21 protein-coding genes and 3 pseudogenes are annotated in these 23,965 nt (G+C 44.4%); 16 read left to right on the top strand and 8 right to left on the bottom strand.

Annotation, left to right across the window (positions count from 1 at the left end; genetic code table 11):
- The first annotated feature begins 5 nt into the window (after window positions 1–5).
- From arsB to ACIG3F_RS07260, 3 genes are all read left to right on the top strand, one after another.
- The gene (gene arsB / locus ACIG3F_RS07270; RefSeq protein WP_004730035.1) at window positions 6–1,046 is read left to right on the top strand and encodes an ACR3 family arsenite efflux transporter; all 1,041 of its coding nucleotides are present in this window, start codon (window positions 6–8) and stop codon (window positions 1,044–1,046) included.
- A gap of 4 nt (window positions 1,047–1,050) precedes the next feature.
- Window positions 1,051–1,755, top strand: coding sequence for an arsenical resistance protein ArsH (gene arsH, locus ACIG3F_RS07265; RefSeq protein WP_396469717.1), 705 nt, complete (start codon window positions 1,051–1,053; stop codon window positions 1,753–1,755).
- Between the two features lie 142 nt (window positions 1,756–1,897).
- Window positions 1,898–2,959, top strand: a complete 1,062-nt coding sequence (locus tag ACIG3F_RS07260; protein ID WP_396469709.1) for an ArsO family NAD(P)H-dependent flavin-containing monooxygenase — start codon at window positions 1,898–1,900, stop codon at window positions 2,957–2,959.
- Window positions 2,960–3,073: 114 nt separating this feature from the next.
- Here the strand turns inward: ACIG3F_RS07260 and ACIG3F_RS07255 are convergent, their stop codons facing one another.
- The 4 genes and pseudogenes from ACIG3F_RS07255 to ACIG3F_RS07240 all read right to left on the bottom strand — a co-directional run bounded on the left by ACIG3F_RS07255 (window position 3,074) and on the right by ACIG3F_RS07240 (window position 6,708).
- Window positions 3,074–4,057: a potassium channel family protein gene (locus ACIG3F_RS07255; RefSeq protein WP_004280160.1), complete on the bottom strand. Its 984-nt coding sequence runs from the start codon at window positions 4,055–4,057 to the stop codon at window positions 3,074–3,076.
- 174 nt (window positions 4,058–4,231) lie between these two features.
- Window positions 4,232–4,378 (bottom strand): annotated as a pseudogene (locus ACIG3F_RS07250) (IS5/IS1182 family transposase); the annotation flags it as partial.
- Window positions 4,379–4,661: 283 nt separating this feature from the next.
- A complete protein-coding gene (locus tag ACIG3F_RS07245) occupies window positions 4,662–6,041 on the bottom strand; it encodes an ATP-binding protein (protein ID WP_004730032.1) in 1,380 nt (459 codons plus the stop codon).
- Window positions 6,034–6,708 (bottom strand): response regulator transcription factor, encoded by a 675-nt coding sequence (locus ACIG3F_RS07240; RefSeq protein ID WP_114542120.1) that lies wholly within the window; start codon window positions 6,706–6,708, stop codon window positions 6,034–6,036. The genes ACIG3F_RS07245 and ACIG3F_RS07240 overlap by 8 nt, the downstream gene beginning before the upstream one ends.
- 108 nt (window positions 6,709–6,816) lie before the next feature.
- Here ACIG3F_RS07240 and dsbD point away from each other — a divergent pair, with 108 nt between their 5' ends.
- From dsbD to dsbG, 3 genes are read left to right on the top strand one after another with little or no spacing between them, the layout of a single operon-like run.
- A complete protein-coding gene (dsbD, locus tag ACIG3F_RS07235) occupies window positions 6,817–8,754 on the top strand; it encodes a protein-disulfide reductase DsbD (protein ID WP_396469708.1) in 1,938 nt (645 codons plus the stop codon).
- Window positions 8,751–9,599, top strand: a complete 849-nt coding sequence (locus tag ACIG3F_RS07230; protein WP_396469707.1) for a prolipoprotein diacylglyceryl transferase family protein — start codon at window positions 8,751–8,753, stop codon at window positions 9,597–9,599. Before dsbD ends, ACIG3F_RS07230 begins: the two co-directional genes overlap by 4 nt.
- 18 nt (window positions 9,600–9,617) lie before the next feature.
- Complete coding sequence (dsbG, locus tag ACIG3F_RS07225) at window positions 9,618–10,358, top strand: thiol:disulfide interchange protein DsbG (RefSeq protein WP_396469706.1); 741 nt, start codon at window positions 9,618–9,620, stop codon at window positions 10,356–10,358.
- A gap of 328 nt (window positions 10,359–10,686) precedes the next feature.
- Here the strand turns inward: dsbG and ACIG3F_RS07220 are convergent, their stop codons facing one another.
- On the bottom strand, window positions 10,687–10,998 hold the full coding sequence (locus ACIG3F_RS07220) for a metalloregulator ArsR/SmtB family transcription factor (RefSeq protein ID WP_005107334.1): 312 nt from the start codon (window positions 10,996–10,998) through the stop codon (window positions 10,687–10,689).
- Window positions 10,999–11,118: 120 nt separating this feature from the next.
- Between ACIG3F_RS07220 and ACIG3F_RS07215 the strand changes: the two genes are divergently transcribed.
- From ACIG3F_RS07215 to ACIG3F_RS07195, 5 genes and pseudogenes are all read left to right on the top strand, one after another.
- The gene (locus tag ACIG3F_RS07215) at window positions 11,119–11,535 is read left to right on the top strand and encodes a YeeE/YedE family protein (protein ID WP_016659403.1); all 417 of its coding nucleotides are present in this window, start codon (window positions 11,119–11,121) and stop codon (window positions 11,533–11,535) included.
- Window position 11,536: 1 nt separating this feature from the next.
- Window positions 11,537–11,953: a DUF6691 family protein gene (locus tag ACIG3F_RS07210; protein ID WP_005404969.1), complete on the top strand. Its 417-nt coding sequence runs from the start codon at window positions 11,537–11,539 to the stop codon at window positions 11,951–11,953.
- 2 nt (window positions 11,954–11,955) lie between these two features.
- Window positions 11,956–12,828 (top strand): MBL fold metallo-hydrolase, encoded by an 873-nt coding sequence (locus ACIG3F_RS07205; RefSeq protein ID WP_396469705.1) that lies wholly within the window; start codon window positions 11,956–11,958, stop codon window positions 12,826–12,828.
- A gap of 68 nt (window positions 12,829–12,896) precedes the next feature.
- Window positions 12,897–13,674 (top strand): annotated as a pseudogene (locus tag ACIG3F_RS07200) (sulfite exporter TauE/SafE family protein).
- A gap of 93 nt (window positions 13,675–13,767) precedes the next feature.
- Window positions 13,768–13,914: a hypothetical protein gene (locus ACIG3F_RS07195; RefSeq protein WP_396469704.1), complete on the top strand. Its 147-nt coding sequence runs from the start codon at window positions 13,768–13,770 to the stop codon at window positions 13,912–13,914.
- On the opposite strand, the pseudogene ACIG3F_RS07190 reads toward ACIG3F_RS07195, so the two are convergent.
- Window positions 13,844–14,374: pseudogene (locus tag ACIG3F_RS07190) on the bottom strand (transposase); the annotation flags it as partial. The gene ACIG3F_RS07195 and the pseudogene ACIG3F_RS07190 overlap by 71 nt on opposite strands.
- A 220-nt stretch (window positions 14,375–14,594) precedes the next feature.
- Here ACIG3F_RS07190 and ACIG3F_RS07185 point away from each other — a divergent pair.
- Window positions 14,595–15,632: a metallophosphoesterase gene (locus tag ACIG3F_RS07185; RefSeq protein ID WP_005262073.1), complete on the top strand. Its 1,038-nt coding sequence runs from the start codon at window positions 14,595–14,597 to the stop codon at window positions 15,630–15,632.
- 66 nt (window positions 15,633–15,698) lie between these two features.
- On the opposite strand, the gene ACIG3F_RS07180 is transcribed toward ACIG3F_RS07185, so the two are convergent.
- Window positions 15,699–16,121, bottom strand: a complete 423-nt coding sequence (locus tag ACIG3F_RS07180) for an OsmC family protein (protein WP_004280142.1) — start codon at window positions 16,119–16,121, stop codon at window positions 15,699–15,701.
- A 147-nt stretch (window positions 16,122–16,268) separates the two neighbouring features.
- Between ACIG3F_RS07180 and crp the strand changes: the two genes are divergently transcribed.
- The 4 genes from crp to clpB all read left to right on the top strand — a co-directional run bounded on the left by crp (window position 16,269) and on the right by clpB (window position 21,539).
- The gene (crp, locus tag ACIG3F_RS07175; protein ID WP_004280141.1) at window positions 16,269–16,976 is read left to right on the top strand and encodes a cAMP-activated global transcriptional regulator CRP; all 708 of its coding nucleotides are present in this window, start codon (window positions 16,269–16,271) and stop codon (window positions 16,974–16,976) included.
- 173 nt (window positions 16,977–17,149) lie between these two features.
- Window positions 17,150–18,199: an NADP(H)-dependent aldo-keto reductase gene (locus tag ACIG3F_RS07170; RefSeq protein ID WP_396469703.1), complete on the top strand. Its 1,050-nt coding sequence runs from the start codon at window positions 17,150–17,152 to the stop codon at window positions 18,197–18,199.
- 143 nt (window positions 18,200–18,342) lie between these two features.
- Window positions 18,343–18,708 carry an antitoxin Xre/MbcA/ParS toxin-binding domain-containing protein gene (locus ACIG3F_RS07165; protein ID WP_396469702.1) on the top strand — a complete coding sequence of 122 codons (366 nt, stop codon included), beginning with the start codon at window positions 18,343–18,345 and terminating at the stop codon, window positions 18,706–18,708.
- 251 nt (window positions 18,709–18,959) lie between these two features.
- Window positions 18,960–21,539 (top strand): ATP-dependent chaperone ClpB, encoded by a 2,580-nt coding sequence (gene clpB, locus ACIG3F_RS07160; protein WP_396469701.1) that lies wholly within the window; start codon window positions 18,960–18,962, stop codon window positions 21,537–21,539.
- Window positions 21,540–21,720: 181 nt separating this feature from the next.
- On the opposite strand, the gene rlmKL is transcribed toward clpB, so the two are convergent.
- Window positions 21,721–23,925 carry a bifunctional 23S rRNA (guanine(2069)-N(7))-methyltransferase RlmK/23S rRNA (guanine(2445)-N(2))-methyltransferase RlmL gene (gene rlmKL / locus ACIG3F_RS07155; protein ID WP_396469700.1) on the bottom strand — a complete coding sequence of 735 codons (2,205 nt, stop codon included), beginning with the start codon at window positions 23,923–23,925 and terminating at the stop codon, window positions 21,721–21,723.
- Between the last annotated feature and the right edge of the window lie 40 nt (window positions 23,926–23,965).

Genomic DNA, 23,965 nt, shown 5'->3' with positions numbered 1-23,965 from the left:
GTCACATGTCTGAAAAACGCATGTCCTTTTTAGATCGCAACCTGACGCTCTGGATTTTTATTGCCATGGCGTTAGGCATCGCAATAGGAAACTTTTTTCCTCAAGCATCGGTTGCTCTGGATCAATTCAGTATTAATTCAGTCAATATTCCAATCGCGATTGGCCTGATTCTGATGATGTATCCACCCCTGGCAAAAGTGGATTATGCGACCTTGCCGCAAGTGTTTAAGGATAAAAAAACCCTGACGCTATCTTTAATTCAAAACTGGTTGATTGCTCCGGTACTGATGTTTGCGTTGGCTGTGATTTTTTTGCATAGCTATCCAGAGTATATGACAGGCGTGATCCTGATTGGTTTAGCTCGATGTATTGCCATGGTACTGGTGTGGAATGGTCTGGCCTGTGGTGATAACCAATATGTTGCAGCATTGGTGGCGTTTAACAGTATTTTCCAGATTTTATTCTTCAGTACCTACGCCTGGTTATTCCTGACCTTCCTTCCGCCATATTTTGGTATTGAAGCTCAAGTGATCAATGTTAGCTTCTGGACCATTACCCATGCTGTTCTGGTTTATCTTGGAATTCCGTTCTTATTGGGTTTCTTAACGCGCTTAATTTTGGTGAAACAAAAAGGCGTGGAATGGTATCAAACCAAGTTTATTCCAAAAATCAGCCCGCTAAGTTTGATGGCTTTGCTGTTTACGATTTTGGCGATGTTTAGCTTGAAAGGGGGTGATGTCGTGAGTCTTCCACTGGAAGTTTTACGCATCGCGATTCCTTTAATCATTTACTTTGTGGCCATGTTCTTTATTAGCTTCTTTATGAGTAAATGGATGGGCAATGATTATCCAAAAACTGCTGCAATCTCATTTACTGCGGCTGGAAATAATTTTGAATTATCACTTGCAGTCGCTATTGCAACTTTTGGTATTGCTTCGCCGGTTGCTTTTACCACGATTATTGGGCCATTGGTTGAAGTACCTGTATTAATTGCTTTAGTGAGTGTTTCACTGTGGCTAAGAAAGAAATATTTTAAAGAGGCTTGAGATGATGAACCTGCCTAACGTAGATCCAAATCTTATTGAACAACCCACCTTTGAAAAAGTCCAAGCCAAAGAACTAGCTCATCCTCCTCGGATTTTGCTGCTCTATGGTTCTAATCGGGAACGTTCTTACAGTCGCCTTGCAGTTCTTGAAGCTGGTCGAATCCTTGAATATTTTGGGGCAGAAGTAAAAATCTTCCATCCCAAAGGACTGCCTTTACCGGAAGATGCTGATACTGAACATCCAAAAGTAAAAGAACTGCATGAGCTTCTGGCATGGGCTGAAGGTATGGTGTGGTGTTCACCGGAACGCCATGGTTCTATGAGTTCCATCTTTAAATCCCAGATTGACTGGATTCCACTGGCAGGAGGGGCAATTCGTGCCACTCAAGGAAAAACCCTTGCCTTGATGCAAGTCAGTGGGGGATCACAGTCCTTTAACAGCCTGAACCAGATGCGTGTTTTGGGGCGTTGGATGCGGATGATCACGATTCCAAATCAGTCTTCAATTCCAAAAGCATTCCTGGAATTTGAAGAAGATGGACGAATGAAGCCATCAGTATTCTATGACCGGATTGTAGATGTGATGGAAGAACTGTATAAATTTACCTTGCTGACCCGTGGGCAAAGTGCTTATTTGACCAACCGTTATTCAGAACGTAAGGAATCGGCTGAAGAGCTTTCCAAACGGGTAAATCAGCGTAGTTTATAAATTTTAGGTGATCAGAGAGACTGAAAAGTATCTTGAGCAATGGAAAGGCTAATTTAAACGCTTGAAAATTTTATGAAATACGCCCAGTCTGATAAGCAGGCTGGGTTTTTATTTGATGACAATAAAGAAGGGGGGAAATATTTTGGCTCAATCACAAGCTGAAGTTGATGTGATCATCATCGGTGGTGGACAGGCCGGTTTGTCCATGGCTTATTTCTTAAAGCGCAAGAACATTCCGTTTATCATCCTGGATGATCAGCCTCAGCCTGGAGGTGCCTGGCAGCATGCCTGGGAGTCCTTGCGCCTTTTCTCCCCGAATAGCTGGAGCTCCCTGTCAGGCTGGATGATGCCGGCGACCGAACAGACCTATCCGACCCGCAATGAGGTGATCGATTATTTGACCGCCTATGAGCAGCGCTATCACTTTCCTGTAGTTCGTCCGGTGCATGTGGATCGCGTGGAAAACCAGGGGACATCTTTAGAGGTCTATGCTGGTGAACAATCCTGGAAAGCCAAAGCGGTGGTGAGTGCTACGGGAACATGGAGTCACCCGTTTATTCCCAAGTATGCCGGCCGTGAGCATTTTCAGGGCGTGCAACTGCATTCCGCAGATTATAAAAATGCTGAGTTATTTAAAAACAAGAAAGTCATGGTGGTGGGTGGCGGTAACTCTGGTGCACAAATCTTGGCAGAAGTATCTCAGGTGGCCGAAACGCTTTGGATCACCCAGACACCGCCGCAGTTTCTGGCGGATGATGTCGATGGCCGTGTCCTGTTCTTAAGGGCGACCGAGCGCCTGAAAGCCCAGCAGGAGGGCAGAAAAATTGATCAGCCCATTGGTGGTCTGGGAGATATTGTCATGATTGATTCAGTCAAAGAGGCACGTGCACGTGGTGTACTACATAGCGAACGGCCATTTACAGCGTTCACTGAAGATGGCGTGATTTGGGAAGATGGCAGCACAGCGCAAGTGGATGCAGTGATCTGGTGTACTGGATTTAAGGCGGCGCTGAATCATCTCAGCAGCCTCGGAATTATCCAACAAGACCAGACCATCGCGGTTCAGAACGGCCGCTCGGTTAAGGTGCCGAATTTATGGCTGGTGGGCTATGGAGAATGGACCGGTGCTGCTTCGGCAACGCTAGTCGGTGTTTCCCGAACAGCCCGGGCAATAGCGGAAGACATCGCTGCATTTTTGGCCTGAGAGGATTTGATCCTGATTCAGTCGAGTGGATTGAGTGAATAGTATCTGTCTGCAACGAGCGTCATACCCGATGGTCTGATGCTCGTGATGATACGCTTGCATTGACGTTCGAATTTAATCAGGTAACTTATGCCCACAATGTGGACAGAAGAAATATTTGTTTTTTTCCTGCTCGAGTTGTTCTTTCTTACGCTCATGAATAAGTTCTAACAGGATATCCTGCATTTGTTCTTTGCTCAGTCCGACTTCTTTACGTAAAATTTCAATTTTTTCTTGATCTTCAATTAAGTCAATTTCTGCATCATCGAGCAGTTCACGAAATCTTAATTCCAGTTTGTGCTTGCGCTGTCTCAGCTCATTGGCCAGACCATTTGCCAGAATACCCGCAGGAAGCGCTGCCAGACCCACCCCTAAAATAGTAATTAAAGCCCCTAGAAAGCGGCCTAAGGGGGTGATTGGTGTCACATCGCCATAGCCGACCGTGGTCAGTGTCACCACTGCCCACCACATGGATGCAGGGATGGAGCTAAAGACTTCTGGTTGAGCCTTATTTTCAACCACATATACTCCAGCCGCCGCGATGATGATCATGATCAGCAGGATAAAAATAACCGCCTGAAATGAGCCCTTTTCGCGCTTGATCACCCGCAATAAAATCTGCAGGGAGACGAAATAACGGGTTAATTTGAGTAATCTGAATAATCGAAGGATTCGCAGGAAGCGTAAATCGAGATGCACAAAGAAGTTAATATAGGCCGGGAGAATCGCCAACAGGTCAATGATGGCACCGCCACTACGGATCCATAACCATCGGTTTTTCCATGCACCTTCAAAGGGGTCTTTTTCCGCAATGGCCCAAAATCTTAATAAATATTCCAGGGTAAAAATAAAGATCGAGAATAATTCAAAGGCATCAAACAGCAGCTGATAGGATTGATAGAGGTCATTGATTGATTCAAGTAAAACGGCAGCAGTATTCCCAATAATCAATATAATCAGAAATATATTGATGACGCGACTTAAGATGCTTTCGTGTTCTTCATTATGCAAATTGTCATAAATAAATCTGCGAAGCTTATACCAGGCCTTGAATTCCATAACAGTGCATTACGGTGCGATAAGATGCTTTGAGTTTAGCGCAAGCCCGGCCATCGAAAGGAAATTTTTAAAAAATTAATCAGAACTGTGGGGTGGTGATTATCCTGGACTTTTAGGGCTAAAGCGAGTGTGCACGACTCTAAAATCCCCAAAGCATTCTGGTAAATCTCACTACGGAATACTTGAACGATACCGATACAATACTGCTTCAACAAATACCCTGTTGTCTTTGGCAGTTACTCAAACAGTACTTGCTCGTCCGGGCAACAGATCCTTAATCTGTTCCCACTGATCATCTCTTAATGCATAGCGTTTAGTCATGAAAAAATAATGAGGACAGATTAGATTTTCTTAAGCTAATTGGTGACAGGCCTAGTTGCATCAAGTGATCTTTTTTCTCTGGCATTTTTGTTTTCATAGAGGGGTCTTATTATTTTTATACCTGTTTCTATGCTAAAAATTAAAAGTGCGTTGTGATCGCCTGATCATAAACTTGAGAATACAGAGAAGGTTTTTGTTGAAGAAAAAGTTATTTGTATAAACAAAGGAAGTGATTTGAATTGGTGATATCTTTATTGGATGTTGAAAAGTAAGAATTTTTATTTCAAAAAATCTCTAGGGTTTTCGATTGTATTGAATTGATTTCAATGCGAAGCCCATAGGGCTGTCGGGCATTGAAAGAGAGCTGATAGCCATACTGTTTTAACAGGTTAGCGGTCAATGCCAGTCCTAAACCATGGCCGTGCTGCTGAGCAGATTTGCGCCAGAAGCGTTGTCCTAAATGTTGGATATCCTGTGCTGTCAGTTGCTGTCCATCATCTTCAATCACTAGGCAACCAGACTGCATGGAAATCCAGATATGGGCAGCCTGTGCATGCAGCAGGGCATTTTCAAGCAGATTTTTCAGTACGGTATACAGCACAAATTCAGGCAGCTGAATTTCGCCCAAGTTGTCCCAGTTTACCTGTATTTTTTTGTTCATTTCTGGATAGCGTGTACCTAAGTCTGCAAGAACTTTCTCAAGTGTGGGGCGAAGCCAGATGGCCTCAGGCATTGCCTGGATACTGTTTTCTGATTGGGTCAGCAATAAAAGCTGCTCGAGTAACAGCGTATAACGCCGGATACTCTCATTGGCCTGCTGCAAATTATGCTGAATGGATTCAGGCAGGTGCTGCTGCTGACCGATCAGCTGGGCCAGTTGTACATGGGTTTTAATTGCAGTCAGGGGACTGCGTAATTCATGTGCAGCATAGGCACTAAAGGCTTTCTCCTGTTGCAGACTGTCATTGAGTTTCTGAATCAACTGCGTGGAATTGTTGACAAAAGGCTGTACTTCTTGGGGAATACTTGCAGGCTTGAGCTGCATTAAAAAATCAGCCACCTCTGAATAGCTAAGGTTTTTCTGGTTCAGGTATTGACTGAGCTGATCCAAAGACCGGAACTGTCTGCGGATAATAAAGATGATCAGGGCAATACAGATCAGCAGTGAGAAGACCAAGGGAATCAGTACGGACTGCAGAATCTGCTGTAGTAAGGTATCCCTCAAGAACATACGTTCTGCTGCCACCACCTGAATATCGCCACGACGCAGAACATAACTGCGCCATTCCGTATCACCCTGCTGCCAGGTGCTGAATCCTTCTGGTCGCTGGCTTAAATTTTGGGGGGCACCGCGTGTTTTGGCAATCACCTGATTACCTAACGAGATGTCAGAGCTAAAAAGAGAAACTTCACAGGCAATTAACTGGTTTGCATCATCATTCTTGGCTAATTTGGATAAGGTTGCATCCCCTAGACTATCCAGTGGTAACTGCTGAATCAGCCGGGCAACCATTTGTGCAGATGCCGATAAGCGTTGATCCAGTGTGTCTTGTAAGCGTTGTTTCAGGTCAATATACAGCCATGAAAATACTGCACTCCACAGCACAATAAACACGGCCAAAAGGCTCATGACCAAACGCCATTTCAAGCTGTGACTAAACATGACGCTGCTCAAACGGTTTGAAAATATATCCCACACCACGAATGGTCTGAATTAAATCTGGATGCAGTTTTTGTCTCAGGTGATAAATGTGTACATTCAGGGCATTGCTCTCGATAGCGTCCTGAAAACCATAGAGCTTGTCAATAAGCTGTTCATTTTTCAGGATCTGGTTGGGGTGGCTCATCAGGGTTTCCAGCAGGCTGAATTCACGGCGAGATAAATTCACGGTCTGGTCTTGATAGATCACAGTCTGGGTATCCCGATTTAGAACCAGTTCATCAAATTGCAGGGTATTGGAGGCAAAGCCGCGGTGGCGACGGGTGAGGGCATGAATCCGGGCAATCAGTTCCTCCAGTTCAAAGGGTTTGGTCAGATAGTCATCGGCACCGGCATTCAGGGCCTGAACACACTGATCGGTCCGCAGCCGCGCCGTCAATACCAGTACCGGGAGATCAATCTGGTCGCGCCGCCAGCTGTGCAGCAAGTCCAGACCATCCTGATCCGGCAGGCCTAAATCCAGTAAACACAAATCGACTGCACTATGCCGGATAAAATAATCTGCAGCACGTGCGTTACTGACATGCTCCACTGAAATATTTAGATAGTTCAGAGCAGCACAAATGCTCTGTGCGATATAGGGATCATCCTCAACCAATACAATAAACATAGAACATCCTGATCAAACTGCCATTATTTTATAAATGATTTGGGCTGTTAATGTTGCCTTAATTTTAGTTTTTCAATAATGCAGTCCTAACAGGAGGAGATCAGCTGGATGTTGAAGTGGATATTGGGTGCCGTGATCGGCGGTGGAATCATGACGGGAACTGCACATGCAGACTTTTTACCACCAGATCAGGCATTTCAGTTTCAGGTGGTTTCTACAAGCCAGGATCAGGCAGAGCTTAGCTGGAAAATCGCAGATGGCTATTACTTGTATCATGACCAGCTTAAAGTGTCTCATCAGCAGACCCCAGTCAAGTTGGCACTGCCCAAACCCGAAGACAAAGATGACCCCAATTTCGGTTTGACCCAGGTCCATTATGGACAAGTCAAAACCAATATGAAGGTTCAGCCCAACCAGAAGTTTGTGGTGCAGTGGCAGGGCTGTGCAGAAAGCGGTTTATGTTATCCGGTACAACGCACCACAGTAAAAACTGATGCAGATGGTTTATTTCCAGCGCAAAACTTGAGCAAAACCCCAAAACTGCTGACCAGCACTGTACCGCCAGAAGCAAACGAAAAAATTCTGACTGCTCAGAAAGATGAGCTCCAAGCTATAGAGCAAACTCCAAGTACAGATAAAGCATTGACCGAAGAAAAGGTAGAGGAAATACAAGTCGCTGCAGTTTCTGAACCTGTGGTGCAGCCTGAGGTGGAATTAACAGAGAAAAATGACCAGCTCATTGCAGACCCTAAAAATCAAACTTCGTCAGCAGGCATGAATAGTCAGTGGAACAATGACCAGTATTTTTTAAGTCTGCTGTCAGAACAAGGTCTGTTAATTAATGCCCTGATTTTTCTCGGGCTTGGCATTCTGCTGGCATTTTTACCATGTTCTTTACCTTTAATTCCAATTTTAACGGGAATTCTGGTTCAGCAGCACCGGGGCTACCGTGCGGCACTGATTGCACTGGTTTTCGTTTTGGGTATGGCACTGGTCTATGCGGTCATGGGACTTGCTGTGGCACAGCTCGGTTACAGTTTTCAGCGCTGGTTTCAAAGTCCGGTATTCATCAGTATTTTCAGCATTCTGTTTGTTTTGTTCGCACTTAATCTGTTCGGAGCATTTCAGCTGTCCTTACCCCAAGGCATGTTGCAGCGTCTGGATCAATGGCAGCAAAAGCAGAAGGGTGGCACGCTGATTGGTGCCGGTCTTATGGGCATGATCGCGGCACTGATTGTCGGGCCATGTATGAGTGCACCGTTGGCCGGTGCCTTAATCTATGTGTCTCAGCTTAATCAACCAATGCTGGGAGCCAGTTATCTGTTCGTCTTAGGCCTTGGGCTGGGCTTGCCACTATTTATTGCTGCCGTATTTGGGTCCCATCTTTTACCCAAGCCTGGTATCTGGATGGATCGCCTGAAGTTTAGTTTTGGCTTTGTCATGCTGGCGCTGGCCTTGTATTTCGCCCGTCCACTATTGCCCGGCATTTTATACCTGAGCCTTTTGGGTGTGGTACTGATCACCTGTTCAGGCTACTTCTTGTTCAAGATGCTGCCTCATGTGCATCGGTCTGTAGCGAAAATAGGCCTGATGCTGCTCAGTGGTTTACTGGTCTATGCAGGAGGCATGCAGCTCTACCATGTCTGGAGTCAGGTACAGGTGGCCCATGTAGAATCACGGCTTGAATGGCAGAAGGTCAGTACAGCCGCACAATTGCGACAGGTTTTAGTTAAACATCCTGCACACCCGGTGGTGATTGATGTCTATGCAGACTGGTGTGTGGCCTGTCAACCGATTGAAAAGGATGTGATTCCACGTAGTGATGTCCAGACGGCTTTACAAAATGTGGTTCGTATCAAATTAGACCTGACCCACTATCATCCAAGTCAGGATGAGCTGCTAAAAGAATGGCAAATCCTCGGACCACCCACCTTCATATTTCTAAATGCAGCGCATCAGGAACAGCGAGACTTGCGTTTAACCGGAAGCTTTAGCGCGACACATTTACTAGGCACATTGCAGCAACTGCAAGGAGAGCAACCATGATGATTTCCAGTGATGCACTGCATCTGGGACCTTTGATGTTGCCCTGGGCACTTATTATTGTTGCCACTGGCTTGATGCTGTTATCTGCCATCCTGTTTGGATTAGCCAGAAAGTATTCATGGTCTAAACAGCAGCTTGGGCAAAGTCAGGATTTGCTCTGGAGCAGTTTTTTGCTGGGGATGCTGGGTGCGCGTCTTATTTTCGTTCTGCTCAATGCCGAGCTGTATTTTGCAGCACCCATCGACATACTGAAAATCCAGGACAAAGGTTTCCATTTATGGGGAGGGGTGCTGCTTGGTGCTTTGTGGTATGTCATTCGAAACAGACAGCTGCAGACCCGATTCAAAGCCATCTTGTTGATCATATTGGTACTCTGGATCGGGCTTGGGCTCGCGTTCAAATCCAGTCTAAAAACTGAAGCAGCGTTTCCTGATCTCGCCTTTGCTGGACTAGAACAGGAGCGTCTGGGTACAGACAAGGTTTCACTCAGCCAATTCATTGGCCAGCCCACGGTAATTAATTTGTGGGCGAGCTGGTGTCCGCCGTGTCACCGTGAAATGCCGGTGTTGGCTAAAGCAGCCAAGCAGCATCCTCAAGTGAATTTTGTCATGCTCAATCAGGGTGAGGAGGTAGCCACCGTAAATGCCTATTTAAGAAAACATCAGTTTCAATTTAAACATGTCCTGCTGGACCCATATGGTGAACTACCCCAGCAGCTGAATAGTTTCGGCCTGCCAACGACGCTGTTTTTTAATGCTCAAGGTCAGCTGGTCGAGCGGCATATGGGGGAACTCAGTCCGGCCATGTTGCAGCAATATTTAAACAAGATTTCAGATCAACCTTAAAAAACGGAAGGACGTAGTATGAATAAAATTAACCAGGTGCTTGGTGCAGGCATGTTTCTGATCATGAGCATGCACACGCAGGCAAATATTAAACAGAATATTGAAAAACAGGGTTTTGTGTTTGTAAAACAGATTCCGGCACCACAAGGAATGACCGGCTGGGTGGGGCATGAAGACCAGTACTCCAATACGGTATTTATCTCCAATGATGATAAATACTATATCAAGGGCGAACTGTTTGATGCACAAGGGAAAAGCCTTTCCAATGAGCAGATTGAAAAGCATATGAAAAAAGCGGTATTGGACGATGTATGGAAAACCCTGGAAAAATCGACCTGGATCCAGGATGGCAAGCCAGATGCACCACGGGTGGTTTATGTCTTTTCCGATCCGAATTGCCCATATTGCTATAAATTCTGGCAAGCGGCTCGGCCTTGGGTCGAATCAGGCAAGGTACAGTTGCGTCATATTCAGGTCGGTGTGATCCGTCAAGAAAGCCGTGGCCAGGTGGCCACATTGTTAATGTCGAAAAATCCAGCAGCAGTTTTTAATGATATAAACAAGAATAAAGGCAAAAAGCAGCTCAAGAAAATGGAAAAGATTCCTGCCGAAATTGCTGCAAAAATTGATGCCAACCAGGCCCTAATGGGGAAATACGGCTTTTTCTCCACACCGTCGATGGCCTGGAAAAATAATCAGGGTGAATTTAAATCCACTCAAGGCCTGGCGATGGACGTCAAGGAAATTTTTGAACAATAAGATTGGATGAGATATGTCAACTTTGGATCATCCACGGATACTGTTTGCTTTGGAATGAACCGCTCTGGCATGAAACCGGAGTGGTCTGACATTAATTGCATTGGGTTTGTGATTAAAAAAACCAACCGGCTATTGTAATTAGTCGATCATCAACGTTATGCATAAAAAATAGCCTATGCACAGTGGATGGGGATTGCGGTGATTGTGTTTACATGTTGGTCAATATGGCCTCAATCCTACAATATCGATGGGGATTGCCATCCCTACGACCGGCGGAGTTTATCAATGGTTATTATACCCAGCATCCTGTATGGCTGTACTAAGCGGATTAATTCGCACAATACAGCTCGTACAGTTTTTGCATCAGGCTCAAGACCTTGGGATCACTCAGACGATAGAAAATCTGTTTACCCTCACGTCGGGTGCTGACCATGTCACCCTTACGTAGCACAGTCAGCTGTTGTGAAAGTGTGGGTTGATGAATGTCGGTAGATTCTTCAATTTCCTGAACATTCATTTCCCCATCGACCAGGACACATAAGATTTTCAGACGATCAGGATTGGCCAAAACTTTTAGGCATTGGCTGACGAAATCGACTTGAGAAAAATCAATTTTGGCATTTTCAGCAATCATATCCATAAATGTCCTCACAACTTTTGATGTAGCCCATGCAGTTTACATAATTTACCATAAAACTGCTTGATTAATATTTTTTATTATATAATATAAAGAAGTATATTGTATAGGGATTAATTCATCATGCATGACTTCCTCATCGCATTTATTGGCGGCTTAATGCTCGGGCTTTCCGTGGTTGGCTATCTTTACGTCAATGGCCGTATTGCAGGGATCAGTGGTTTGATTGGGCAAGTCTTAAACTCAAAAACCATGTTTAAAACACCTGCAATCTGGTTTTTATTAGGTTTGATCCTCACACCGTTTATTTATGGTCTGTTTGTACAACCTGAAATCGAATTGAATGCCAGCCCACTGATGATGATTGTGGCAGGTCTGCTGGTGGGCTTTGGGACACGTCTGGGTTCGGGCTGTACCAGTGGTCACGGAATTTGTGGCATCAGTCGCCTGTCTAAGCGTTCTATCATCGCGACCATGACTTTCATGTTTGCAGGTTTTGTCGCTGTTTATATTATCCGTCATATCACAGGAGCATTCTAAAATGAAAAATGTGTTTGCCTTTTTATTTGGTGCGCTGTTCTCTGTGGGGCTGATGGTATCGGGCATGTCCAATCCGGAAAAAGTACTCGATTTCCTGGATCTGTTTGGCGATTGGGATGCCAGTCTGGCCTTTGTCATGATGGGCGCGATTGCTGTGGCCTTTATTCCCTTCCAGAAAGCATTACGTACGGCGCAACCAAAAACAGTTTTTAATGAACCCATTGATTTACCTAAAAATAATCAGATAGATAAAAAACTGATCACGGGTGCGGTTTTATTTGGTGCAGGTTGGGGCATTGCCGGCATCTGTCCGGCACCAAGTTTCACCTTGATCGGTTTAGGCCACTATCAAGTGCTCTATTTTATTGTAGCAATGCTGGTGGGTGTATGGATTCACCGTAAATGGTCAGGAGCTTAACGATGTCAAACTTACCTATAGTAAAAGATTTTTTTCACGAAGATACCAATACCTTCAGTTATGTTGTACGTGATCCGGCGACCAAAGCCTGCGCTATTATTGATAGCGTTCTGGATTATGATCCGGCATCGGCAAGTACCTCAACTGTTCATGCCGATAAGATTATTGCCTATATTAAAGAGCAGGGTTTAACGGTTGAGTGGATTCTCGAAACCCATGTCCATGCTGATCATCTGACTGCAGCGCAATATCTTAAAGCTGAGTTAGGTGGCAAGATTGCCATGAGCCAGAAAATTGGCATTGTACAGGAAACTTTTGGCGCGATTTATCATCTGGATATTAAACAATGGAATGCCCAGCAGCTCTTTGATTATTTATTTGAAGATCATGAGTCGTTCCAAATCGGAACATTGAAGGCCTATAACATTCCAACACCGGGACATACGCCTGCTTGTCTGAGTTATGTGATTGGTGATGCGGTTTTTGTGGGTGATACCCTGTTTATGCCAGATTATGGTACAGCACGTTGTGACTTTCCGCGAGGCAGCGCAGAACAGCTTTATGATTCGGTACAAAACCTGTTTCAGTTGCCAGAAGATACCCGGGTCTTTTTATGTCATGACTATTTGCCTGAAACACGTGAATCGTATGTGTGTGAATCTGATATCCAGACACAAAAGACACAGAATATTCATATTCATCAGGGAGTCAGCAAAGCTGAATTTGCTCAGATGCGAAATCAACGAGATTCAGGACTCAATATGCCTAAGCTGATTCTACCGGCGATTCAGATCAATATGAAAGCAGGGCAGTTTCCTGAGCCAGAAGAAAATGGTGTTTCTTACCTCAAGCTTCCTCTTAACTACTTCAAATAAGCTTGTGTCGTGATTCAACAAAAAGTTCAACCTTTATTGAATCACTTTTGTGGATAAGGGAGAGGGCGATGTGGGCATTAATACTTGAAGGGCTGGTTATCGGAGTGCTATTGGGTTTGACTGGTGCCGGTGGCGGCATTCTGGCTGTACCGGCACTGATGGCGAGTCAGGGTTGGACCGTGGCCCAAGCTGCGCCGGTGGGATTGCTTGCAGTCACGCTGTCCGCCTTGGTCGGAACGTTCGAGGGTTTGTTCAAGCGTATTGTGCGTTATCGTGCTGCGCTCTGGATCGCGCTGATCAGTATTCCTTCAGCCCGTTATGGCGTACATCTGGCTGATATCGTTTCTCCGGTCTGGCTAACGCTGGCTTTCAGTCTGGTGATGCTGATTGTGGCTTACCGGATCTTCTTTAATAAAGTGACCGATCATGGCAATGCACCGTGTAAGGTCAATCAAACCACCGGTCGTTTGATCTGGAATGTCAAAACTGCTTCGTTCCTGGCAGGTATTGGTATCGTGGCAGGTTTATTAACCGGTCTATTGGGGGTTGGGGGGGGTAATTGTTCCAGCCCTGCGTAAATTCACCGACCTTGATATGCGCAGTATCGTTGCGACTTCCCTGATGATTATTTTCCTGATTGGTGGGGTCAGTATTTCTGCACACGTGCTGGATGGCTTTCAATATCCTGTTTCGGTTACGCTGACCTTTGTCCTGGCCTGTATTATCGGAATGTTAATTGGACGCAGTTTGATGCAGCGGATTGACAGTAACAAGGTACAGAAAATATTTGCCACTACCGTGGTTGGAGTGGCGATGTATTTAATCTATTCAGCACTCATGGGCTAAACCAACCGGTTTGGAACTTCAACTCAAACGCTTTCAATCTACCTGAGCATCGTTTATACAAAATATAATTTTAATGGCCGAGGAAGAATGAAAATGATGAAAACTGCAGAGCAATTGATCCAGAATGCAAAAAGCCGGATTCAGGAAGTCAGCGTAAATGAACTGTTTGAAGCGATGCAAAACCATCAACCAATTGCTCAACCATTTTTATGTCAGCAACATGTCCATTCGATAAAGTAGAACAACTAATTTCACCAAATTGGTTCATCACGATATGTAATTTACAGCCATAAAACCAACCCATAGAACTTTTGCCACGTGATGCGATTTGGGCTAATGATTTATGGCATTGAATACGTTGATTTTTACAAACAGGTAGCGTTGTTGAATCAATCTATAAGTATTGTTTATCTTTGCCTTTCATCAAAGCTACATACAGGGCACGTAGTGCTAATTCATGCCTATTGATCAAGTGAATCATGCGTTGGCAGCAAGGCAAGTGCTTAAATAAAAAGCTTTTATCCAGCTTTAGCCATGTAAAAAAGGCTTTGAAATTATTGAAATGAGAACATTTGTACCAAATGGTGATAAAGCAGATTTCTGAAATTGTGAGCTGAGCATTTCTGATTCTTAGAGAATGATGACTTTGTTTGAGGAACTTCCAATAAGTTGCTTCAAATTTAAGAAAGAAATCATCAATTAAGCAGAATCGGTACTATTGAACATCAGGACTAGAGTTGTGAGTTTGGTTTGGTAACTCAACTGATGGCTCTAGTCCTCTTATTTTTCAAGTCAATTTCTTATCCGTGATTCGGGTTAAATTATTTAAATGATGATTCATTCTGTATTCAGATCTTCATAAATTTAAAGGATACTTATTAGGGATATATTCTGTTTTAGACTTAATTCAGGATGCATAAATGAAGTACTCATTTATACAGCAGGCTTTCACTGGTCCCGTGGACATCGTAGGGGATATTCATGGTGAGATTGCCGCGCTGGAACAACTGATCCAGGTATTAGGTTATGACCGGAATGGTCATCATCCAGAACAGCGCAAACTAATTTTTGTCGGTGATCTATGTGACCGGGGGCAAGACAGTGTTGCGGTGATCAAACGCGTCAAACAGCTGGTAGATGAAGGCTATGCACAATGTGTGATGGGTAATCATGAATTGAACCTATTGACCGATACTTTGCGGGAAGGCAATGGCTGGTTTTTTGGTTCACCGCATCAGGATGATCTGAAACCTTTTGATTCGATCCAAGCCTCAATCAAAGATCGACAATGGATTCTGGATTTTTTAAATAGCTTACCGTTGGCCTTGGAGTCGGAGCAGCTGCGTGTTGTACATGCCTGTTGGCATCAAGGATCAATTGATCAATTACGCAATTCTGGTTTTACTTCGCTTGGCGAAGCCTATGCTGATTTCGTTCAACATACAGCGCTGGATCTGCAAGCCTTAGGTATTAATGAATTCATCCAGATAGAGCAGCAACGCTACCAACACCAGTTCAAAGACCCGGCTGCAACTTTACCTTTATTGCAACATCTCGCAGAAAAAGAGCTACGTGAGCAAATGCACAATCCGATTCGGGTCATTACTTCTGGTGCGGAAAAAATCGCCTTAGAACCGATTTATGCCGGTGGAAGGTGGCGGATGATCGACCGCGTGCCATGGTGGGACAGCTATACCGACCAAATTCCAGTCATTACTGGACATTATTGGCGGAACTTTAAATCTACTGAAGAAAAAACCGGTTTACTCAAATCGATCGATGCACTGCAATGGTATGGACAGCAACAAAACGTATTTTGTGTGGATTATTCAGTGGGTAAACGCTATCTCGATCGTCAACAGGGTGTCGCGTTCAGACATCGACTCGGCGCCTTAAGATTTCCAGAAAATATCTTGAGCTTTGAAGATGGCAATCAGTATTCAGTTCAGCGGTTCTGAGAAAAGGTAATTTTCTGATACAAAAAAAGCAGCTTTTCCAGCCGCTTTTTTTACAGAATCTAGATTTTATTCTGCTTCGATTATTTCATAATCATGGGTGATTTCAACACCGCCATCAGACAGCATTTTGCTGGCAGAGCAATATTTTTCAGCAGAAAGTTCTACGGCTTTTGCGACCTGTTTCTCTTTAATCGCTTTGCCGGTCACTACAAAATGCAAGTGAATTTTCGTGAATACTGCCGGAATTGTATCTGCACGTTCAGCCTTTAATTCGCAGCGTACATCGGTAATATCCTGACGAGCCTTCTTTAAAATGGTAACAATATCAAAAGACGCACAACCGCCCAGACCCGTTAAAAGCAGTTCCATAGGACGGGGACCACGGTTTTCACCACCGTATTCAGCTGAACCATCCATGATAAGGCTATGACCACTTTGAGTTTTTGCTTCAAAAGCAACATTCTCTAACCAATGAACGCTTGTTTGCATTGCAACTACCTAAAAAAAGCTATAAATTTGTCAAGTAACTGTACACTAACATAAATTGGGTTGATACGGAATTTCAATCCCACTGTGTGACAAGTTCACATTAGGTCTTGTGCGATCTATAAATTATCCATAATCGGAACTGTTAGCATGACTTCAAACTTTTCACAATTAAGCACTGATGCGCTTTCTCCGGGGCAATTACCAGAATCCGTGAAAGCACTGTTAAAACGTGCATATATTAATCGTTATCCAAAACGTACCACGATCATTGATGCAGGATCAGAATCTAAATCTTTATATTTAATTCTGAAGGGGTCTGTATCTATCATTCTTCGTGAAGATGATGATCGTGAAATTGTCGTGGCTTATTTAAATGCGGGTGACTTCTTTGGGGAAATGGGTCTATTCGAGGTTAATCCACAACGTACTGCGGAAGTTCGTACGCGTGATGTGTGTGAAATTGCCGAAATTACCTATGAAAACTTTCACGAAATCAGCAAGCAATATCCTGATCTGAGCTATGCGGTATTTGCTCAATTAGTACGTCGTTTGAAAAATACCACACGTAAAGTCACTGATCTGGCATTTATTGATGTTTCAGGCCGGATTGCACGTTGTCTGATCGACCTGTCTTCACAGCCAGAAGCGATGATTTTGCCAAATGGTCGTCAGATCCGTATTACCCGTCAGGAAATTGGTCGCATTGTTGGCTGTTCCCGCGAAATGGTCGGACGTGTACTAAAAACCCTGGAAGAGCAGGGCATGATCGAAACCGATGGTAAAGCCATCCTGATCTTTGATGCTTCATTAGAAGAAGCATCTGAAGCAGTGGCAGATGGTGCCATAGACGAATAATCCAGATATTAAAAAGCAAATCTTCGGATTTGCTTTTTTTATGCGTCATTACTCAATACATAAAAATTTAGAACAAGCTTCTCAGAAAAGATGATTTAAGTCTCCCTTATAATTCCGATAGGCTATAGCCCACTTAATCTCAATTCACTGAATAAAATTCACAGGATGTTTTTATGCAATTCAGACCGTTGGCGGATACCGGCATTCTTTTGCCAGAAATTTGTTTGGGCACCATGACCTTTGGTGAGCAGAACACGCAAGAACAGGCTTTTCAGCAACTGGATTATGCCTTAGATCAGGGACTGTATTTCTGGGATACTGCGGAAATGTACCCGGTACCGCCAAAACCCGAAACGCAAGGTGCTACCGAGCGTATTATCGGGAACTGGATCGCTGCACGTGGTGGCCGTGACAAACTTTTTTTAGCCTCAAAAATTGCCGGACCCTCACAAGGTGGTAGTCATATTCGGGATGGAAAAACCCGTTTTGTTGCCGATGAAATTTCAGCAGCGATTGACCAGTCGTTGTCACGCCTGCAAACGGATTATATTGATCTGTATCAGTTACACTGGCCGCAACGCCCAACCAATTTCTTTGGCAAGCTGGGTTATGGCAATGCTGAAGCGGCAGAAAATCGTGCCGTCACAGATCTCGAAGAAACCCTGACTGCCTTGCAGTATGAAATTAAAAAAAGTCGTATCCGTTATATAGGCCTTTCCAATGAAACCCCGTGGGGCACGATGAAGTTCCTGCATCTCGCAGAAAAATTAGGTTTGTCCAAATTCGTCAGCGTGCAAAACCCCTATAACCTGCTGAACCGTACTTATGAAATTGGCATGTCAGAAATTGCCCGATATGAAAATGTAGGTTTGTTGGCGTATTCACCTTTGGCATTTGGTTATCTGACCAGTAAATTCCGTCATGGTGCGCGTCCTGCCAATGCACGTGTAACGCTATTCTCCCGCTTTAGCCGCTATAGCAATCCGCAAAGTGAATGGGCAACCGAGCAATATGCCCAGCTGGCAGAACAGCATGGCTTAAGTCTCACTCAATTGGCTTTGGCCTTTATCAAGCAGCAGTTCTTTGTGACCAGTACGATTATTGGTGCCACCAATCTGGATCAGCTGAAAGAAAATATTCAGGCATTTGAAATTGATCTGTCTGAGGAAATACTGAAAGGTATTGAGGCAATTCACCGTCAGCAACCGAATCCGGCACCATAATCATGGTGTTGTTATTTTAAAGCACCCTCCAAGCGAGGGTGTTTTAATTTTATGAGAAATTAAATTTGATGATAAACAACATGGCCGGAAAACAATAAAAGCAGCATAATCGAAATAAGACGCATCAAGATGATTTGATAAAAATGAATAGTGAAACAGGTATTTCTAAATCCCAAGTATTAGCTATAGCAGTATTCAACTTAGCTGAGCAGTTGCAACTGAAAGAATTCGAACTTGCATTGATTCTGGGTTTATCTGAGGCGGAATTATCTCTGGTTATAAATGAAAAAGAATTAGAACCAGATACTACAGCAGGCGAAAAAGCTATAGCTTTAGTAAATATCTATCAAAAGTTATTTAGCTTGCATGGTGGAGACTTGAGCTGGATGCGCCATTTTATCAATTCACCTAACAAGCTTTTGAATCATCAAACGCCAAGATCCTTGATGCAAAAAGAACATGGTTTGAGTGAAGTATTGCGATTACTAGGAAGGTTGCAACCGTACTAAAAATATCTCTCTATTCTCTACTAAGCTGAAAAATAGCAGAGTAAATTAAATAAAATATGAATTGTTTATCTTCACCTTAAAAATTCTTCTAACCTCACTTGAAATATGATTTGATTACACCAATATTATTATTAAAGACTGTCTAAATGTTTATATTAAGTTTTTGAAAAATATATAAAAATGATTTGAAATTTTATCAAGTGCACCCATATATCCATCAAGTAGAAAATTTGTTGTGAGGAATAACAAGAATGCGTTTTGAAAAATTTACCAATCGCCTGCAGCAAACCCTTTCCGATGCACAATCGCTGGCCATGAGTAAGGATCATACCTCCATTGATGGGATCCATATCTTGGCCACCTTGATGGATGAAGCATCCAATGTCAGCCTGCTGCAACAGGCCGGTGCTAATCTGCGTGAGCTACAAACCAAGCTGCAAACAGCATTGAGCAATGCGGCAACCCTGACCAATCCATCAGCAGATATCAACCTCAGTCCTGAAGCGGCAAAAGTATTGCATCTGGCAGACAGCTTTGCGCAAAAAGCCGGAGATGAGTTTTTATCTACGGATTGGGTGCTGTTGGCGCTGGCAGAAACCGGAAATACCAAAACCTTATTAAATAGTATTGGCGTAAAGGCAGAGACTTTAGGCCAAGTGATTAATCAATTTCGAGGCGATGAAAAAGTCATGAGCAATAATCATGAAGATCAGCGTGATTCACTGAATAAGTACACCATTGATTTAACTGAACGTGCGTTGGCAGGCAAGCTTGATCCTGTGATTGGCCGTGATGATGAAATCCGCCGTACCATTCAGGTCTTATCACGCCGTACCAAAAATAACCCGGTACTCATCGGTGAGCCAGGGGTCGGTAAAACTGCAATCGTCGAAGGTCTGGCGCAGCGGATTATCAATGGTGAAGTGCCTGAAGGACTCAAAGGTAAACGTGTTTTATCACTTGATCTGGGTTCTTTGCTGGCCGGTGCCAAATACCGCGGTGAGTTTGAAGAGCGCTTAAAAGCCGTTCTGAAAGATATTGCCAAACACGAAGGCGAAATCATCCTGTTTATCGACGAGTTGCATACCCTGGTGGGTGCTGGTAAAGGTGATGGCGCGATGGATGCCGGCAATATGCTTAAACCTGCGCTGGCCCGTGGCGAACTGCGCTGTGTCGGTGCCACCACACTGGATGAATATCGTCAGTATATTGAAAAAGATGCAGCGCTGGAACGTCGTTTCCAGAAAGTGCTGGTGGATGAGCCAAGCGTGGAAGATACCATTGCGATTCTGCGTGGTCTGAAAGATCGCTATGCGACCCATCACGGGGTACAGATTCTGGATTCAGCCATTATTGCTGCTGCGAAAATGTCACATCGTTATATCACTGACCGTCAGTTGCCGGATAAAGCTATTGACCTGATTGATGAAGCAGCATCGCGCATCAAAATGGAACTCGATTCTAAACCAGAAGCTCTGGATAAACTGGAACGCCGTCTGATTCAGTTAAAAATGCAGCTGGAAGCGGTGAAAAAAGATGAAGACTCAGGTGCCAAAGCTGAGATTCAATACTTGTCCGATCAGATCGCCACAGTTGAAAAAGAGTATCATGACCTGGAAGAAGTCTGGCGTGCAGATAAAGCGCTGGTCGAAGGCAATAAAGATGTACAGATCAAACTGGATCAGGCTCGTATTGCACTGGACAAAGCGCAACGTGAAGGTGATCTGGCTGAAGCAGCACGGTATCAATATGGTGTCATTCCGGAGTTGCAAAAACAGCTGGAACGTATTGAAGCAGCTGAAGAAAGCGAAGCGCCAAAACTGCTACGTGATAAAGTCACTGACAATGAAATTGCAGAAGTGGTCAGTGCAGCCACCGGTATTCCGGTTGCGAAAATGTTGCAAGGTGAGCGTGACAAGCTGCTGCATATGGAAGAATTCCTGCATAACCGTGTAGTGGGTCAGGATGAAGCCGTGGTAGCGGTATCCAATGCAGTACGTCGTTCACGTGCAGGCTTGTCAGATCCAAACCGTCCAAGTGGATCCTTCCTGTTCCTGGGTCCAACGGGTGTGGGTAAAACAGAATTGACCAAAGCTCTGGCAAATTTCCTGTTTGACAGCGATGATGCCATGGTGCGTATCGATATGTCAGAATTTATGGAAAAACATTCGGTGAGCCGTTTGGTCGGTGCGCCTCCGGGCTATGTCGGCTATGAAGAAGGCGGTGTACTGACTGAAGCCGTACGTCGTAAACCGTATAGCGTAATCTTGTTCGATGAAGTCGAAAAAGCGCATCCGGATGTGTTTAACATCTTGCTACAGGTGCTGGATGATGGCCGTTTGACTGACTCGCAAGGTCGGGTAGTGGACTTTAAAAACTCGGTCATTGTCATGACATCGAACCTGGGTTCGCAGGATGTACGTGAACTGGGCGGTAATGCCACTAAAGAAGAAGTGCGTACGGTGGTGATGAATGCGGTATCGGAACATTTCCGTCCGGAATTTATTAACCGTATTGATGAACTGGTAGTGTTCCATGCGCTGGAAAAAGATCAGATTCGCGGTATTGCTGATATCCAGTTGAATCGCTTGCGTCAACGTCTGGCAGAACGCGATATGCGCTTGTCGGTAGATGATACTGCCTTCGATCAGTTAATCGATGCTGGCTTTGATCCATTGTATGGAGCACGTCCACTGAAACGTGCAATCCAGCAGCGTATTGAAAATGGTCTGGCGCAGAAAATCCTGGGCGGAGAATTCCAGCCGGGCGATACCATTCTAGTGAAAGCTGAAGCAGGTGAGTTAATCTTCGAAAAAATGAAACTGAACTAAACCGGTTTTCCTTGCAACAAAAAACCCAGCCTAGGCTGGGTTTTTTTAATCTTATTTTTAACTTCCTTCATCAAAGCACTTTTCATTTTTTGCGGCGAGCTTTAAAGCATTGCTTCAAACTCACCTCAGGAAAAATAAAGAAGATATCAATCGTGATGAAGACAGTTAATTCATCATCAAATTACACTTGTGGATGACGGATTTTCCAGGCACGGTGAATCTTTTGATTGCGCTTAAAGTCAGGACCAATAGTTTCTTGGGTAATTTCTTCAACATCAAAGAACGCCAGAATTTCTTCATCCATCTCAAAACCGCGATAGTTATTTGAGAAATACAAAGTACCATCTGTTGTTAAGCGGTTCATGGCACGTTTTAACAGGGATAAATGGTCACGCTGTACGTCAAAAGTCCCGGAGAATTTCTTCGAGTTGGAGAAGGTTGGCGGATCGATAAAGATCAGCTCATATTGCTCATGGCCTTCTTTCAGCCATTCGAAACAGTCAGAGGCAAAGAACTGGTGTTGTTCATCAGCGTGATCTACGGTTAAACCGTTCAGCACGAAGTTTTCCTTCGACCAGTTCAAATAAGTATTCGACAGATCGACACTGGTGGTACTTGCAGCACCACCCAAAGCAGCATGTAAACTTGCCGTTGAGGTATAGCTGTACAGGTTCAGGAAGTGTTTGCCTTTGGCCTCACGGGCAATACGCAAACGCATTTGACGGTGATCCAGAAACAGACCGGTATCCAGATAATCGGTCAGGTTGACCAGAATCTTGGCTTGACCTTCCTGAACGATAAAACGCTTGGATGCTGTACTTTGTTTGGTGTACTGGTTTTTACCTTCCTGACGTGCACGGGTCTTGATAAAGATCGCATCACGGCCCAAACCGGTCACGGCACGAATGGCCTGTAAGGCCAGGTTGAAACGTTTCTTGGCTTTTTCCGGATCAATGGTTTTTGGTGGCGCATATTCTTGTACATGAAAACGCTCGCCATACAAATCTACTGCGACATTGAAATCAGGCAAGTCTGCATCATAGAGACGTAAACAATGGATCTGTTCCTTGACTGCCCATTTTTTTAGAGCTTGCATGTTTTTGGTCAGACGGTTGGCAAACTCCATCGCACCTTCAATCGGCTCAAACTGCTGAGGCTGCCAGCTTTCTAGGAATGGACGTACCACCGCCGCAGGTTTAACCGTACCGAAGCGGATATAAATCGGCAATTTACCATTCATCAAACGCAGGATTTGCGGATCATTGAACGCCAGCACATCGGCCTGTTCCACTTGGGATGCAATCACTGCCGCTTTTTGATTCGGGAAATTCTTTTGCAGTAAAGCTGATAAACCGAGGTATAAAGAACGGTTCTGGGCTTTATCACCGAGACGTTCACCATAAGGCGGGTTGGTCACGAAGAATACTTTCTTGCCTTCCGCATGGAAATCTGGCCAGTCATTTAAAGTCCGTTCTTCGATCATGATATTGTCGAGAGCTGCTTCAAAACCTGCCGCGATGATATTTTGACGTGTCGCTTTTACAGCTTCCCAGTCTGCATCGAAGGCATAGAATTGAGGTAATGGATTTTCCATTGCCGCTTGATGGCGTTCAGCTGCTTCAGCTTTAATGCCCATCCAGAGTTCATGATCATGACCATTCCAGCCATTAAAACCGAAACGACGGACCAGACCAGGCGCACGGTCAGTCAAAATCATTAATGATTCAATGATAAACGTTCCTGAACCACACATTGGATCGACAATGATGTCCGGATTAATCTGTTTAAGCTGACCTTTTTGCAGAATTGCAGCGGCCAGGTTTTCCTTGATCGGGGCGTCAGTCATGAAACGGCGATAACCGCGTTTATGCAAAGAGTCGCCAGACAGGTCCAGGCAGTAAGTATGTTCTTTCTTGCCTGCCAGAATATACATGGTGATTTCAGGTTGTTTGGTATCAATGCTTGGACGTTTGCCCACCGCTTCCATAAAGGAATCCACCACACCATCTTTGGCACGTAAAGTCGCAAACTGGGTATTGACCTTGATATCACGCTCGACATGCAAACGAATCGCAAAGGTACTTTGTGGTGCAAAAATCAGCGACCAGTCAAAGCTGAGAGCCCCTTCATATAATTCTTCTGCCACATCACGCGCATCGTGAGAAAATTCAATTTCATGCGTGTGGATCGGCATCAAGACACGTGAAGCCAAGCGTGACCACATGCAGATACGATAAGCATTTTCCAGTGTGCCTTTAAAGGTTAGCCGGCCTGGAAAACGCTCAATATTCTGAACACCTAAGCCTTGTATTTCTTCTTCTAGTAAGGTTTCCAGACCATCGGCACAGGTGACCCAATAATTGCTTAAACGTGGAGAGGTATTCATATAATAGAGAGACCAAAAAAGATAAATAAAAAACTGCGCT

Origin of the sequence: Acinetobacter sp. NPDC052428 (genome assembly GCF_044547685.1) — a bacterium.
In the GTDB taxonomy this organism is placed as follows: Bacteria; Pseudomonadota; Gammaproteobacteria; order Pseudomonadales; family Moraxellaceae; genus Acinetobacter; species Acinetobacter lwoffii_G.
The sequence above is the reverse complement of the archived record's forward strand: the minus strand, read 5'-3'. Positions and strand labels throughout refer to the sequence as shown.

Excerpts from the sequence above, each read along its gene's own strand:
- arsB (WP_004730035.1), top strand. The coding sequence starts at position 6 with ATGTCTGAAAAACGCATGTCCTTTTTAGATCGCAACCTGACGCTCTGG.
- arsH (WP_396469717.1), top strand. The coding sequence starts at position 1,051 with ATGAACCTGCCTAACGTAGATCCAAATCTTATTGAACAACCCACCTTT.
- ACIG3F_RS07255 (WP_004280160.1), bottom strand. The coding sequence starts at position 4,057 with ATGGAATTCAAGGCCTGGTATAAGCTTCGCAGATTTATTTATGACAAT.
- ACIG3F_RS07245 (WP_004730032.1), bottom strand. The coding sequence starts at position 6,041 with ATGTTTAGTCACAGCTTGAAATGGCGTTTGGTCATGAGCCTTTTGGCC.
- ACIG3F_RS07240 (WP_114542120.1), bottom strand. The coding sequence starts at position 6,708 with ATGTTTATTGTATTGGTTGAGGATGATCCCTATATCGCACAGAGCATT.
- dsbD (WP_396469708.1), top strand. The coding sequence starts at position 6,817 with ATGTTGAAGTGGATATTGGGTGCCGTGATCGGCGGTGGAATCATGACG.
- ACIG3F_RS07230 (WP_396469707.1), top strand. The coding sequence starts at position 8,751 with ATGATGATTTCCAGTGATGCACTGCATCTGGGACCTTTGATGTTGCCC.
- dsbG (WP_396469706.1), top strand. The coding sequence starts at position 9,618 with ATGAATAAAATTAACCAGGTGCTTGGTGCAGGCATGTTTCTGATCATG.
- ACIG3F_RS07220 (WP_005107334.1), bottom strand. The coding sequence starts at position 10,998 with ATGGATATGATTGCTGAAAATGCCAAAATTGATTTTTCTCAAGTCGAT.
- ACIG3F_RS07215 (WP_016659403.1), top strand. The coding sequence starts at position 11,119 with ATGCATGACTTCCTCATCGCATTTATTGGCGGCTTAATGCTCGGGCTT.
- ACIG3F_RS07210 (WP_005404969.1), top strand. The coding sequence starts at position 11,537 with ATGAAAAATGTGTTTGCCTTTTTATTTGGTGCGCTGTTCTCTGTGGGG.
- ACIG3F_RS07205 (WP_396469705.1), top strand. The coding sequence starts at position 11,956 with ATGTCAAACTTACCTATAGTAAAAGATTTTTTTCACGAAGATACCAAT.
- ACIG3F_RS07195 (WP_396469704.1), top strand. The coding sequence starts at position 13,768 with ATGATGAAAACTGCAGAGCAATTGATCCAGAATGCAAAAAGCCGGATT.
- ACIG3F_RS07185 (WP_005262073.1), top strand. The coding sequence starts at position 14,595 with ATGAAGTACTCATTTATACAGCAGGCTTTCACTGGTCCCGTGGACATC.
- ACIG3F_RS07180 (WP_004280142.1), bottom strand. The coding sequence starts at position 16,121 with ATGCAAACAAGCGTTCATTGGTTAGAGAATGTTGCTTTTGAAGCAAAA.
- crp (WP_004280141.1), top strand. The coding sequence starts at position 16,269 with ATGACTTCAAACTTTTCACAATTAAGCACTGATGCGCTTTCTCCGGGG.
- ACIG3F_RS07170 (WP_396469703.1), top strand. The coding sequence starts at position 17,150 with ATGCAATTCAGACCGTTGGCGGATACCGGCATTCTTTTGCCAGAAATT.
- ACIG3F_RS07165 (WP_396469702.1), top strand. The coding sequence starts at position 18,343 with ATGAATAGTGAAACAGGTATTTCTAAATCCCAAGTATTAGCTATAGCA.
- clpB (WP_396469701.1), top strand. The coding sequence starts at position 18,960 with ATGCGTTTTGAAAAATTTACCAATCGCCTGCAGCAAACCCTTTCCGAT.
- rlmKL (WP_396469700.1), bottom strand. The coding sequence starts at position 23,925 with ATGAATACCTCTCCACGTTTAAGCAATTATTGGGTCACCTGTGCCGAT.